The sequence below is a fragment of the Brasilonema sennae CENA114 genome (assembly GCF_006968745.1).
GTDB lineage: Bacteria > Cyanobacteriota > Cyanobacteriia > Cyanobacteriales > Nostocaceae > Brasilonema > Brasilonema sennae.
Window position 1 is genome coordinate 1,387,962 of record NZ_CP030118.1, and the last position, 13,209, is coordinate 1,401,170.

At 42.0% G+C, this 13,209-nt stretch carries 15 protein-coding genes and 1 pseudogene; 9 read left to right on the forward strand and 7 right to left on the reverse strand.

Going from position 1 to position 13,209, the window contains the following annotated elements:
• Positions 1-15: 15 nt before the first annotated feature.
• Both DP114_RS05885 and DP114_RS34730 read right to left on the reverse strand, forming a co-directional pair.
• Positions 16-306 carry a type II toxin-antitoxin system PemK/MazF family toxin gene (locus DP114_RS05885; RefSeq protein ID WP_169268581.1) on the reverse strand — a complete coding sequence of 97 codons (291 nt, stop codon included), beginning with the start codon at positions 304-306 and terminating at the stop codon, positions 16-18.
• The gene (locus DP114_RS34730) at positions 306-551 is read right to left on the reverse strand and encodes a toxin-antitoxin system protein (RefSeq protein ID WP_169154942.1); all 246 of its coding nucleotides are present in this window, start codon (positions 549-551) and stop codon (positions 306-308) included. Before DP114_RS34730 ends, DP114_RS05885 begins: the two co-directional genes overlap by 1 nt.
• Before the next feature lie 104 nt (positions 552-655).
• Between DP114_RS34730 and DP114_RS34735 the strand changes: the two are divergent.
• From DP114_RS34735 to DP114_RS05925, 8 genes and pseudogenes are all read left to right on the forward strand, one after another.
• Positions 656-745 (forward strand): annotated as a pseudogene (locus tag DP114_RS34735) (type I methionyl aminopeptidase); the annotation flags it as partial.
• 335 nt (positions 746-1,080) lie between these two features.
• The gene (locus tag DP114_RS05895; RefSeq protein ID WP_169268579.1) at positions 1,081-1,443 is read left to right on the forward strand and encodes a hypothetical protein; all 363 of its coding nucleotides are present in this window, start codon (positions 1,081-1,083) and stop codon (positions 1,441-1,443) included.
• A gap of 187 nt (positions 1,444-1,630) precedes the next feature.
• Positions 1,631-2,086 (forward strand): hypothetical protein, encoded by a 456-nt coding sequence (locus DP114_RS05900; RefSeq protein WP_169268578.1) that lies wholly within the window; start codon positions 1,631-1,633, stop codon positions 2,084-2,086.
• A 479-nt stretch (positions 2,087-2,565) separates the two neighbouring features.
• On the forward strand, positions 2,566-3,414 hold the full coding sequence (locus DP114_RS05905; protein ID WP_169268577.1) for a hypothetical protein: 849 nt from the start codon (positions 2,566-2,568) through the stop codon (positions 3,412-3,414).
• 130 nt (positions 3,415-3,544) lie between these two features.
• Positions 3,545-3,820 (forward strand): hypothetical protein, encoded by a 276-nt coding sequence (locus DP114_RS05910; protein WP_169268576.1) that lies wholly within the window; start codon positions 3,545-3,547, stop codon positions 3,818-3,820.
• A gap of 565 nt (positions 3,821-4,385) precedes the next feature.
• Complete coding sequence (locus tag DP114_RS05915; protein ID WP_169268591.1) at positions 4,386-5,957, forward strand: group II intron reverse transcriptase/maturase; 1,572 nt, start codon at positions 4,386-4,388, stop codon at positions 5,955-5,957.
• A 45-nt stretch (positions 5,958-6,002) separates the two neighbouring features.
• The gene (locus DP114_RS35690; protein WP_169267500.1) at positions 6,003-6,437 is read left to right on the forward strand and encodes a type II toxin-antitoxin system VapC family toxin; all 435 of its coding nucleotides are present in this window, start codon (positions 6,003-6,005) and stop codon (positions 6,435-6,437) included.
• Between the two features lie 252 nt (positions 6,438-6,689).
• Positions 6,690-7,130, forward strand: a complete 441-nt coding sequence (locus tag DP114_RS05925; protein WP_171975688.1) for a DUF29 domain-containing protein — start codon at positions 6,690-6,692, stop codon at positions 7,128-7,130.
• 11 nt (positions 7,131-7,141) lie between these two features.
• Here DP114_RS05925 and DP114_RS05930 read toward each other — a convergent pair whose 3' ends face one another.
• Positions 7,142-8,356 carry a TetR family transcriptional regulator gene (locus tag DP114_RS05930; RefSeq protein ID WP_171975689.1) on the reverse strand — a complete coding sequence of 405 codons (1,215 nt, stop codon included), beginning with the start codon at positions 8,354-8,356 and terminating at the stop codon, positions 7,142-7,144.
• Positions 8,357-8,536: 180 nt separating this feature from the next.
• On the opposite strand from DP114_RS05930, the gene DP114_RS05935 reads away from it, so the two are divergent.
• Positions 8,537-9,385 (forward strand): acyl-CoA desaturase, encoded by an 849-nt coding sequence (locus DP114_RS05935; RefSeq protein ID WP_171975690.1) that lies wholly within the window; start codon positions 8,537-8,539, stop codon positions 9,383-9,385.
• A gap of 6 nt (positions 9,386-9,391) precedes the next feature.
• Here DP114_RS05935 and hpsU read toward each other — a convergent pair whose 3' ends face one another.
• The 4 genes from hpsU to DP114_RS05955 form a co-directional block, all read right to left on the reverse strand.
• Entirely contained in the window at positions 9,392-9,964 is a 573-nt protein-coding gene (gene hpsU, locus DP114_RS05940) for a hormogonium polysaccharide biosynthesis acetyltransferase HpsU (RefSeq protein WP_171975691.1), read from the reverse strand.
• A gap of 242 nt (positions 9,965-10,206) precedes the next feature.
• Entirely contained in the window at positions 10,207-11,106 is a 900-nt protein-coding gene (locus DP114_RS05945; RefSeq protein WP_171978124.1) for a glycosyltransferase family 2 protein, read from the reverse strand.
• A 15-nt stretch (positions 11,107-11,121) separates the two neighbouring features.
• Positions 11,122-12,054, reverse strand: a complete 933-nt coding sequence (locus tag DP114_RS05950; protein WP_171975692.1) for a glycosyltransferase family A protein — start codon at positions 12,052-12,054, stop codon at positions 11,122-11,124.
• Between the two features lie 358 nt (positions 12,055-12,412).
• Positions 12,413-13,186, reverse strand: coding sequence for a hypothetical protein (locus DP114_RS05955; protein ID WP_169267493.1), 774 nt, complete (start codon positions 13,184-13,186; stop codon positions 12,413-12,415).
• Between the last annotated feature and the right edge of the window lie 23 nt (positions 13,187-13,209).

Consider the following 13,209-nt stretch of genomic DNA (forward strand, 5'->3'; position numbering starts at 1 on the left):
TGGGTAGGAATTAAGTTACAGTTTCTCACCCCATCGCTTTTCAAGACGCTCTACAGAAATCGACCTCACATCCTCGCACTTGACAAAACTTTGTACTTTTAATGCTCCCTCTGGCGGGTTCAGTTCTACGTGAAAAGGGATTCCTTTTTCCTTTGAGGTAATCGGTAAGACAACGATCAAACCAGATGCACCTTGATTAAATAAATCGACTGAAATAATCAGACAAGGACGCTTTCCGGCTTGCTCATGTCCTCTGACTGGATTGAGATCTGCTAACCACACCTCCCCTCTGGCAATTTGCGCCACTATTCTTGCACCCCATCAGCCATTGTTTGATCCCATACCTGTCTCTCTGCCTGTTCTTCCTGCCAAAGTGCTTCATTCTGTCTTAAAGCGGCAAACGCTTGATTAGCTTGCACTAAGAATACATGCCTACGGTAATTCTCTATCGCCCTGTCTAACACCGTCTGAATTGTCTCACCAGAGGTTTGTGCCAATTTCAATAAGGTTTCATGGGTAGTTTGGCTAATACTAACAGTTAACTCAGGCATAGCTGTATATTTCAACTTATATAGGCATTGTAGCCAAACCCAAAGCAGCTTCCACTGCATCAGATGATTGTTTGTGGATATGGTTGCTCGAATTGCAAGTCGGCGATCGCAAACTTTCCGCTCAATTTGAGCACACTCTCGCTGTAACTGAAGACGGCGTTGAAATCCTGACGTTACCGGAAGGTAAGGCTTAACTATCAGTATCAAAACTATAAAAGGGATCTGTGTCGCTTTGCCACAGATCCATGTCTATGATGACTCACACAAAAGAATTCGTCAGTTCAAAAATATAGTGTTTTTGGTGTTGCTTGCAATACACAACTGTGGAGGCGTAGCATTTACGTGCTCTATATGATGTGATTCAAATGAGAACCGCTAGAAATACTTGATTTCTAGCAATTTTCCATGAAATTCCAGGATAATTCTTTAAAATAAAGTAATATTTTTTACGTAATTAGGAACAAGAATATAATAATGACTACATTAAATATTAATCAGTTTTAGTTTTAAATTTTACAATAGATACCGTATGAAAAATTTTAGATTAATCCGTTGCCTGGTTTCACTGGGGGCTATTTCAGTTATCTTAAGCACTTCAGGTAAGCTGGTAGCCCAATCAAAAAACACTGGGCTACAAGTACAAGACATAAATACATGTGTGACGGCAAAGAGTCCCTACGGTTTATCTAATTTCCCTTGGTTGCAAAGAAGTGGGGAATTTGCACTCAGCAGAGAAATTTTCTCATACAAATGGGAAGTGTACATTGAAAGTGAGATTGTTTGCAGAGCTAACAGTAAGTATCGAACACTCAGACTAGATGTTGCTATGAGAGATGAAGCCAAGGGAGTGGTGACAATTTCCCTCTACAAGGATGGAAGTCAAGTCAATTGATGGATGATAAAGGTGCGATCGCAGATTACACACAAGCTATTGTGAGGGAATTGTTCGCCAACGTTCTGGCGAGTCAAGTAGTGGTTTATTCCGTATCATCTCTTTAGCGATAGGTACTATTACTTCCTATAGCAGCGACTTAACCTTAAAGATTCCTGGTGTTGGTAGTGCAACTCCAGAAATACGAGTGCAATCGCTGAAAATCAATTACCTTCTGAATGAGGCAAACCTTACACCTGGTTCTTCCAGTTTTCGCGTGTCTACTAGAGTTCTCAAGCAAGCACAAGTCCCACCAGACAGCTTGCGAACTCTCGCTTGGATAAGTTCAGGCACTCAACCTTTCTATGTACCTGTAATCCTAGGACAAAACTCAAGCGAGTATCAGTTTGTCTTCTTTACTGAGCGATCTGCTAGCTTCCCAAAACTTGAAATTGTTAGGGTTAAAGATGGACAGCGCGTTTATAAAAACCCTCGCTCCTCCTCTCAAGCTGCTGGAGAAGTTTTTGTGAATTGGGATGGACGCAAACAACCTGCTGGTCGATACGAACTCCGTATTACTGCACTACAAGAGCAAGAAGGAAAACCACCTAAGCCGTTGTCTCAAGTTATTACTTTTGAACACAATCCGAGTTGGTTCAAATGAGTTGGTGCAGAACTTAAGTTTATTTAACTGAAATGTTCCCACGTAGAAACTGGAAGCTCTTATTCTTAACCTACCGTACTCGACTCCTAAATTTACTGCTATCTCTTGTGAGATTCTTTAGAAATGTATTTAGAAGGAGTTTTCATCGATTTCAGAATTACTTCCAACAAAAAAAATCACCAGCTATTGTTTTAGTTGTACTTCTTGTCCTCTTGGTTGTCACAATCAAGTTGATACTTCCTAGTCCTCAAATTTTTGAAGGTTATTTAACTGTTCAAAAAATGAGTTTGACTAGTGCTCAAGAAAACCAAACGTTGCTCAAAAATATTTAGGGGATTTCTCAAATATCAGTCCAAGGTATCCAAAATCTTACTTTAACAGGCAGGTTTATCAGTAAATCCAACCCATAATTGAATAAATCATTGACCCAGTTAAATCAACTCACCTTTCAATTCAAATCTGAAAAGAGTCGGTGGATAATGATCCCCACAAACTCTAAAGAAAATCAACTGAATTTACTTGACCTTAGATTACAGAAGAATACAAAAGTTGATGCTTTTAGTTATAATCCACAAGGATATAAGCTTTCTCTATCTTTAAAAGATATTCAGTCAGATAATCGAAAATCTAGAAAAACAAATTTCTTGCAACTTAGTCTAGGTCAACAGCCATTAAAGATAGTCATCACAAGTGGTTATTCTCTGCCTCAACTAAAATTACAAGATAATCCTGGTAATCCCAAAGAAATTGAGTTTCTGTATACACCGAACAATGAAGAATTTAAGCTACCAATAACCCAAGCGGTAGATATCTCTGTAGGCTTGCCAAATCCATCAGAAAATGAATCAGAGCAATGGTTTAGAGGTAAGATAGAAGTCACAAATATGAAATTTTATACTGAAGATCAGTCTGGCACTGACATTAGGGACAACTTACGCACTTCCACAATTCTCCGAGGCGAGATTCGTATGGCGGAGCGAGAACTAAAGATGCAGCGCAAACAATTTTTAATGCCAAAACCTGAAACTCCTGGAATTCAGTTAATACGTAGTATAGAATTACCTTCAAATTCATCTCAAGATGCACAAGTCCTCATCTCTGATGGAGCTTTAAAAACTCAAACACCTCCCAAAGGATTAGAAGTACGTTTCTCTGGAGAAGCTCAAAAAATTCAAGTCGGTCTAGATTCTCGATTTCCGGTTGCTAGCATTCAGGCTGGCTTTTTGACAGGTAAGCTTCCAAGTGATATTGTTACTTTCCTCATTTCAGGTCTTGCTTCCATAATAATTACCCTACTAACTTGGCTACTAAGTAATTTTTCCAAATGAGATAAGTAGGTCAACACAGCGCTTTTCAGCTTAAGTTGACACGTATGGGCATAGAACAGCCCCAAAGAGCGTGGTTTATGTACCTGAAAAGCGCTGTAAAATAGTTACAGCCCAGCCTGAAGGAGGATCTATGGCTAAAACTTTCGTGATTACTCTTCCAGACGACTTAGAGCAAGCACTGGCTGTTCAAGCAGAACGCTTGAATAAGTCTCCAGAGGAAGTCGTGTTGCAAGTCCTGTCACAACAATTAACGACTTCATTTCAATCTGATTCCATGCAACAAACAGAAACAGACCCCCTTTTACGACTAATTGGCTCTGTTAGTGTAGACATTCCTGATCTAGCAGAAAACCATGACTACTATCTTGGGCAAGCTTTATGTCAGGAGTTGAAGGGTGTCGAGTAGCATATTTGTGGATAGTGCGATTCGTTGATATCTGAATCACGGTTAAAATCCGCAAAATAAGATATCCAGTCAATCATTTTTGACTGAACTCTAGACAAAAGATGTAGGTGAAAGCCCTATCCTCCAAGTTCAGGAGTGACTCCTTACCTGTCCACACCGAGCAAACTCGGAATTTTGCAGAGTGAAGCTGGAAGCAGGGCGCAATCAGACGGCAGTTATGGGCTGACACTGGCGCTAACAGGGAGTGTACAAGGTGAGACAGAACCTAAAAAAGCAACCCAAAGTAAAGCAGGGCATAACATAAAAACCCCTGACTTCGTTAGAGACAAAACCCCGTCGATGTTAGTCCAGCAAGCGACAAGAACAAGGGGTTCTAACGGTTGAAGTGGTTACACCTAAAATACACAAAACAATCTAATCTAGGGAACGAAGAAAAACGGGTTAGGAGTCTTGAGAAAGGTCGAAAACTCAGGTAAACCAGACGAGAGGTGTAAACCTCCTAACACGGGTAGGATACGGCGTAATTGCTGTAAGGTGTTCAGAAAACATTCTTAGGAGTCAGAGCATGATTAGACACAGTAGCAATACTAGTGAATCTTGGAGCAAATTACCCTGGAAGAAATTCCGGCGCAATTTATTCCGCCTACAAGTTAGAGTGTTCAAAGCAGTTAAAGCAGGAGACATGCGGAAAGCGCGGTCACTTCAGAAACTGATTCTGAAATCCAAAGCTGCACGGCTATTGGCTATACGTCAAGTAACTCAGCTTAATGCTGGTAAGAGGACTGCGGGTATTGATGGCAAAGCGTCCCTCAACTTTGAAGAACGCCTTGCACTTGAGGAACACCTCAAGCTCAATTACTCTAATTGGCATCATAACAGATTACGGGAAATCCCGATACCTAAAAAGGACGGAACATTCCGGACTTTAAAAGTCCCCACTATCACAGACAGAGCATGGCAATGCCTTGCAAAGTTTGCTCTAGAACCAGCACATGAAGCAACATTCCATGCACGGAGCTATGGATTCAGAACAGGACGCTCAGCACATGATGCACAGAGACAAGTCCTCAACAGCCTAAACTCCTACGCAAATGGAATAGAAAAGCGAGTAATAGAACTCGATATCGAAAAATGCTTCGACCGGATAAGCCACACAACTATCATGGATAACTTGATAGCACCAAAAGGGATGAAAATTGGTATCTTTCGATGCCTAAAAGCCGGAATACATCCCAACTTTCCAGAACAAGGAACCCCCCAAGGTGGTGTGGTAAGTCCCCTACTAGCTAATATTGCACTCAATGGAATAGAAAGTGTCCACAGGTATCACAACCAAGGGTCAAAGATAACCGATAGGACATCTCCTAACAAGATAATAGAACCAACCGTCCGCTACGCTGACGACATGGTAATTTTTCTTAAACCCAAAGATAATGCAAAAGAAATACTTGAAAAGATAAGCCAATTCCTAGCAGAAAGAGGAATGAAAATCAGTGAGAAGAAAACCAAGATAACCGCATCGACAGATGGTTTCGACTTTTTAGGCTGGCACTTCAAGGTACAGAACAACGGGAAAGTAAGAAGCACTCCCTCGCTGGAGAACTTCAAGAAATTCCGTCAAAAAGTAAAAACTATCGTCAACTGCTCTAATTATGGTTCCGAGGTAAAAGCTGAGAAATTAGCCCCCTTGGTTAGAGGATGGAGGAATTACCACCGCTTCTGCAAAATGGATGGAGCACGGTTCTCACTATGGTTCACCAGACGCAAAGCATTCAAGGTATTCAACAAAGAAACAAAGAATGACAGATGGTCATGCGCAACGCTGACTAACAAAGCATTCCCAGCAGTTTCTTGCTCCGAAAGAAAATATGTCATGGTCAAAGGTAACAAATCACCGTACGACGGAGACATCCAGTACTGGAGCGAGCGTAACAGCAAGCTCTACGATGGCGAAACCTCTAAAGCCTTAAAACGGCAAAACCATGCATGTGGTCACTGCGGCATGAAGATGCTACCAGGTGAAACAATCCACCTACATCATGTAGATGGTAACCACCAGAACTGGAAAGCAAACAATCTTCTAGCCATACATCAAAGTTGTCACAACTACATCCACATGAGCAAGGGGAAACCTTAGAACATCGGGAGCCGGATGCACGGAAACGGGCACGTCCGGATCTAACTGAGAGGGACGGAGCATAATAGCTCCTCTCGACTCAAACCATCTGGTTGGGCAAGTCTTTTTGTTAATACTCAATCCTATTATTCACAAGCAGATCAGTGTTTTCGTTTAGCTCTTCAACAGCAGAAAAAGATTGTTACGACAAATTATGTAGTTGCTGAATTGGTAGCATTGTTAAACAGCCCGCTTCGGATTCCTCGTTTACAGGTCTTTGAAATTGTTGATGCTATCAAGACTGTGCCATATGTTGAAATTATTCACATTAATAACGTAATTGATACTTCAGCTTGGGAACTTTGCAAAAGTAGACCAGACAAAGCTTGGTCATTAGTTGACTGCACATCTTTCGTTGTGATGCAACAATTAGGCATTCAGCAGGCTTTGACAACCGACCAACATTTTGAGCAAGCAGGCTTTATTCGTTTACTGAAGTAGCCGTTGAAGTTTCCTAATTCTGGCTAAAATTAGAAGTGGTTCGACAATCTTCAAAAGATACAAGATGCCCACATTAAAGCTGACCAAATTTTGAATTACTAGTGTTAAATGAAGTCACAAACCAATAGAAGTAGGCAACAGCAGTGGGTCTAAGTGGATAATTTATCCCTCTGAAAACTGTTATGGTATCAAGCGTTATGATTGAGATGCTGTAGACATCAGCGATGCTGCTTTAGCAGTAAAGAGCGAGTCATGAACGAAGCGTATTTGACAGATTTCAATTCATGGATTGACCAGACAGCCCAATTCTTGCGGGAGCGTCGGTGGCATGAAATTGACGTAGAGCATCTGATTCAAGAGGTCGAAGAGTTGGGTAAGAGTGAGCGGCGCGGGATTGCTAGTCAACTAACTCGCCTTCTACTACATTTGCTCAAGTGGCAATATCAACCTCAGCGTCGCTCGGATAGCTGGCTAGATTCTATCACTGATGCACGCACTCAAATTGAATTAGCCATTGAAGATAGTCCTAGTCTTAAAAACTATCCTACAGAGCAACTTGAACAGAGTTACCAACGTGCACGCCACCAAGCAGCGAAGCAAACTAATATACAGATTTCAGTGTTTCCAAAAGAGTGTCCATATCCTGTAGAGTTCGTATTAGATGAAGATTGGCTGCCAGAAGAGAGTCAGTGATGTATTCATTACTACTGAGGCTTCTGATCGAGGCGAATCGCTTGCTCTAAAGCTGATTTTTCTCTGGCTCTACGAGCATAGGCCTGTAATTTTGCACGATTCCACCCTGTAATGATACTCATATCTTCCAAGTTCATTCCCTTCATCAACATTTCTACACACCATGTCTGTTGAGCTTGCTCAATAACTGGCTGTTGCCCTTCTGGTGTTAATAATTCCTCAGTTAATATTCGCCAGCGCTGTTGTATTTCTGGCTCTGTGATTGGTATTCCATCATCATTGAGAAAGAATGCAGAGTGGTCATCTTTACGACTTTTGAGCCACTGAGTTAAGGGATTGCGAGTATACGATCCATATCGTTTACCCATAATCCACTGATTCACAGGAACTTGTCGAGTAGCGCCCTGAGTGATTTGCAATAAGTACTGGTTGGAATCTTGGATTTGATGGGAACGCTCTAAATTCACAATTTCTTCTGGAGATAAGCCTGCGCCAAACAAAACGTATATAAGAGCATAATCTCGCAGTCCTGATTTTTTGCCTCTTTGCAAAACCAAGTGGACTAAACTCGCTGGTAAATCTATAACGTTTTCTGTCGGAATAAACTCACTATTAACTTGATTTGAGGATTGTGTGGCGACCTTTAAAAACAGTGCCACCAAAGTTTCTAAAAACTCATCTCTGTCATGCCAAAGTTCATGAAATTCACTGGTAAACTCAATGACGGCATACCCCAACAACATACTATTGAGTAAACTTGCTAGCTTTTGAGGTGATAATTGTATATGTAATTGGTCGCGTTCCATCACTGTTGCAAAATATTCAGCAACATAGTCATTTGCTTGAGTTAAGCTTTTTCCCAGTGCCTGACGATTTTCTACTGGGTATTTTCCCGCCTCACCTACCAGAGAACGTACCAATTCTGGAACTTGTTCTAAAGCCGTTAAGCGGTTTTCGCAGTAGTCTTTGAGAGCTTGGTAAACACTGTTTGTTTGACTTGCTTGTGTTGTTAAGGATTGACCGAGTTCTTTAAACACTGGCGATTCGGAAATGACCGCCAGAACCAATCCGTGCTTATTGCCAAATTGCCGGAATAGCGTCACTTCATTAACTTTTGCTAATTCTGCGACTGCCTTGGTTGTCGTTTCGGTAATTCCTTGAGCTGCAAACAACTCCATTGCTGCATTAATCAGCCTTTGTCGCGTTGAAATGATTTCCCCAGACATAAATCGAAAGTGCAAGTGGCACTTGCATTAAAATTTTATCTTTGCTAAGCTAACAGATGTAAGTAGCACTTGCATCCTCTGTTTTTACTTTAGCTATCTTCGCCAGTTTTGACAGGTGATGTGGTAACTAGTGCAAGAGTGTACTAGTGTATTTACGGTATTCACGTTAAAGGAAAATTTATGACTATCAACTCAGCTGCGGCAGTTGGTAAGCAGCCGCTTACTCTGAGCTGGACCAACGTGGCATTTTTCGGTACAATTCATGCCTTGGCAATGCTCGCTCCCTGGTGTTTTTCTTGGTCTGCTTTGGGAGTCATGATATTCTTGCATTGGTTGTTTGGCAGCATTGGTATCTGTTTAGGGTATCACCGACTTTTGACTCACCGAAGTTTATCTGTGCCGAAGTGGTTGGAATATGCGATCGCCACCTTGGGAGCACTCGCCATGCAAGGAGGACCAATCTTTTGGGTTGCTGGACATCGGCTGCATCATGCGTATACAGAAGATCTAGATAAAGATCCCTACTCTGCCAAGCGTGGTTTTTGGTGGAGTCATATGCTTTGGATTTTTTACCCACGTCCAGAGTTTTTTGAACACGAACATTACAAACGATTTGCTGCGGAATTAGAGCGCGATCCATACTATCGTTGGCTAAATCGCTACTTCTTACTGCTCCAAATTCCTGTTGGTGTCCTACTGTATGTTTTGGGTGGATGGTCTTTTGTGATCTATGGAGTCTTTGTGCGAGCAGTATTGCTTTGGCATACCACTTGGTTCATCAACTCTGCAACTCACTTGCGCGGTTATCGTCGTTTCCAGTTGAAGGACAACTCTCGTAATCTTTGGTGGGCAGCACTTTTAACTTATGGAGAAGGTTGGCATAATAATCACCATGCTCACCCAAATGTTGCAAAAGCTGGATACCAGTGGTGGGAAGTGGATATGACTTGGTGGGCAATTAAGACATTGCAAACTCTGGGATTAGCGAAAAAAGTAGTCATGCCTCCAACACCAAAACCAGAAGTTTGACGAATGTTAACTTATTGACTCCCGCTTTCTTAAATAGCGAGGAGTACAAGGGGTTCCCCAGCTAACTTGCTCAGAAGGTATGTCACTAAAAACATTACTACGAGCGCCAATCACAGCATTAGCCCCAATTTTTACTCCTAGTCCAACGAAGCAATCAGCGGCTATCCATACTCCATTACCGATGATGATACTCGCTGTTTTCAATCCAAAAGCTGGATCTGTTATATCATGGCTACCAGTACACAGGTAACTTTTTTGAGAAATGACGCAGTGCTCACCAATGTTGATATCGTCAAGGCTGTAGAGAACTACGTCATCTCCTATCCAACTGTAGTCCCCAATTGTAATTTTCCAAGGGTAAGTAAAGCGAGCTGTAGGTCTAATGATTACGCCTTTGCCAACACGAGCGCCAAACAGCCGCAGCAACGCGCAACGTAGACTATTGAGCGGGTGGGGGGTTAGGGGGAAGGCGATCGCCTGTACAAACCACCATAACAAAATATACCAACCTGCCCGTCCTCGGTCAAACCAGGATTGGTTATATTTACGTAAATCTACAAAAGGTTCTTCACTAGTCATTAGTTATGAGTCATTAGTCATTAGTCCAAGGTTACAAGCTTCCTTGTCTCCTTGTCTTTTAAGAAACACAGGGAACGCTTAATAGGGAATACCAAAGAAGGGAAAGAGTGTTTCTTTGATTCATAACGGGTGGTGCGCCGCTTGTCAGATGCTCCTAAAGCACTATTTGCTTGATTCAAAAATGAATTTTGAATTTTTAAACCCGGGCGATTTTCTCCCACATCCACCAGGGCATGTGGTTCTCAGCCGCTGGTTGTGGATGTGATGTTGAGTTGTCCGCTATATTGACGTAATTCGTAAAGTTTGACCTCTATTTGATACTGATATTGACTGAGAAGCCGTGCATAAATATACCCGGCTCTACCATCCAAAAAACCACGCTGAATGATGTAGAACAAAATAAACCGCAAAAACGGTTTAAATGGTAGTCGCACCCACAATTTTTTCAGGAAGCGCTTACGCTGTACGGCATTTCCAAAGAAATTTGCGCCAATGGTCTCGGTATCATCTTTACCAGCGAGAAGATTTTGATAAACATGAGCCTCCCAATTGGAATAACGGTTATGCCGTTCTATCCAGTGAAAAAGGTCACGAAAATCCTCGTGTATCATGTCGTTTTTCAGATATCCAGCTTTTCCATCTAAGATAACGTGTTCGTGAACTTCGTTATCACCAGTGTTGGGAACATCCCCAGTCTCAAGGTTTTCGTAGTGACCTTTTTTATGTTTAAATAAACGCAAATTCCAATCGGGATATTTACCGCCGTGGCGAATCCATGTTCCTAAGAAAAAAACTCGGCGGTTGAGGTAGTAACCATCGTATTCGGGATTTTGAATAACTTGGGCAATTTCATCCCACAGTTCGGCGGTAATGCGCTCATCACAATCAACAATTAACACCCACTCGTTACGGAAGGGTAAATTTTCTAAAGACCAATTTTTCTTTTTAGGCCAGCTTCCATTAAAGTAGAATTGTACGACGTTCGCAGCATAACTTTGAACAATTTCGACGCTTTTGTCAGTACTTTGAGAATCTATAACAAAGACCTCATCAGCGGTTTGAACACTTTCCAGACAAGCAGGCAAATTCGCTTGTTCGTTTTTGGCTGGAATGAGGACAGACACGGGTAATTTGAAAGACATACAAGTCATAGGTTGTTACTCTTTCTTAGATTTGGACAGAAGACCCTGAATAGCAGTACTTAGGTATCCAATTTGACCATATGCATACACAAGTTTATCAAATCGTTCTGCTGGATCGGGAAAATATTGTAATGTTTTATACAAACCCCGAAAAAAACGCTCGCTACCACGCTGCAATTGACCGAAACCAGCTTTGCCAGCAAGTTGTTCGCGGTAACACTCACTCACTCCTTGCCACCAACCCCGGCTAATAAACCAAGAGCGTTTGAGGCGTTCTGGGGAGACATTGTGAGCGACTGTGGCGTTGGGAAGATAAGCAACTTGCATTTGGTGTTGCAGGGCAAGTTCGGTCATTTGCAGTTCTTCGTTTGATAATAATTTTGTCCCAATTCGACCAAGATGAGTATTAAAACCCCCTACTGTTTCGAGAAAACTGTGGCGGATAGAGTAGTTCAAGCCTCTGGGGGTTTGTCCTGGGTTATCAATGTAGACAATACTGTCGCCTAAGTCGTATGCTCCCAAATTGGCAGATAATCCTTTTGATAGCCAAAATGGTGCTTGGGTTCCTTCTGGCCATAATAGAGTCACTTTGCCACCAGCGATCGCTAGTTTCGGGTTATCTTGATAAGCTGAGTATAAAACCTGTAACCAGTCAGAGCTAGCTTCTGCATCGTCGTCAAGATATGCCAAAATTTCAGCACTAGCAACTCTCGCGCCAGTGTTGCGAGCAACAGATAAACCAATCACAGGCTCAAAGATATACTTAAGGCGAGGATTGTGGCTTCTTTGTTCTACGACTTCAACAGTGCGATCGCTCGATCCATTATCCACGACCACAACTTCAAACTCACCATCAAAATCCTGTGCCAAAAGGCTATCTATCGCAGCGCCTAAATAGGTGTCTCGATTGTGAGTACAAATAATCGCAGAGATTTGTGTGTTTGGCATATACTTTCAGTTTATCTTTTTTGGACTTTGTTGGTTGTTCGTTTTCGGTTGACAGTTGTTAGCTATTTTACTAACCACTAAGCAATAACAAAGTCTCACTCTACCCTGCTGTTGATCTTATCTATAGCAAATATTTCGCACTAACAAACAACTTTTTTTTAGAAAAGATGAAATTATCTTTAGTTCTTTACGAAGATTTTTCTGAATAATTCAAAAAACAGAACTCAGAATTATGTCTACGACTCAATACGAATAACTTTAGTTTCTCTGGTTTCCGACTCATTAATAGGTGTAAAAGATACCCTTTTGGGTTGCTGAGTCCTGAGTTCTGTATTCTAAGCGCGAAATTTCAGTGAAATTACTGCGATTGAATATGACCGTGCAAAATCACAAGAGTTTCTGCTAGTTGATTGAGACGAGTTTCTAGATCTTGCTTTCGTCCCAACAGTTGGCGCAATTTTTGGTAACGCGCAATTGCCATGCTCACGCTTGCAACCTGATCAGGTGGACATGGACGTGACCACACTTTACCAGAAGCATCCAAACCACACAAACGATACCCAGCACGGGGTGATTGGCAGGAAACATTTGTCTTTTCTGCACAAATTTCTTCTACGTAGTCCATCAGACGGTCAACTTCTGCATGACGCAGTGTTGCGGTTCCTCCTGGTTCGGGTTCGCGTTCATGGGATTCTAGCCAGCCATTGACAATGGGTCCTTCTAAATAAAGATCTTGAATCTGGCGGAGAATTTTTTGCAGTTCTTTTTGCCAAGATCCGACACTTTGCTGAATATCTTGCAACAAATTCATTGCAAAGGCGGGATTTGCTGCATTGCGATGGCTAGTAAAGCCAGGAGTTTTGAGCTTAGGTAGGCTTGGTGTTTTGCCACTGCTGTCTTGCGCGGGAAAAGTTTGCACAGAAGTATTGTAGGTAGCGAAGTTTTGTTCAAAGTGCCCAGAAGGCTCTTCCTCGCAAAGCTCAGGATGATCTGCTGAGTGCTCTGCTCCCCCAAAGCTGATCCGAAACGATAGAGACTGCTTTGTTGAAGTATCTGCTTCGGCAGATTCAGCAGTGTTGCGAGTCCCCAAATCGTGTAGAGTTGCCTCTATGCGTTTTATGCCTGCTTTCATACCAATATCAAAGTGTGTTGTGT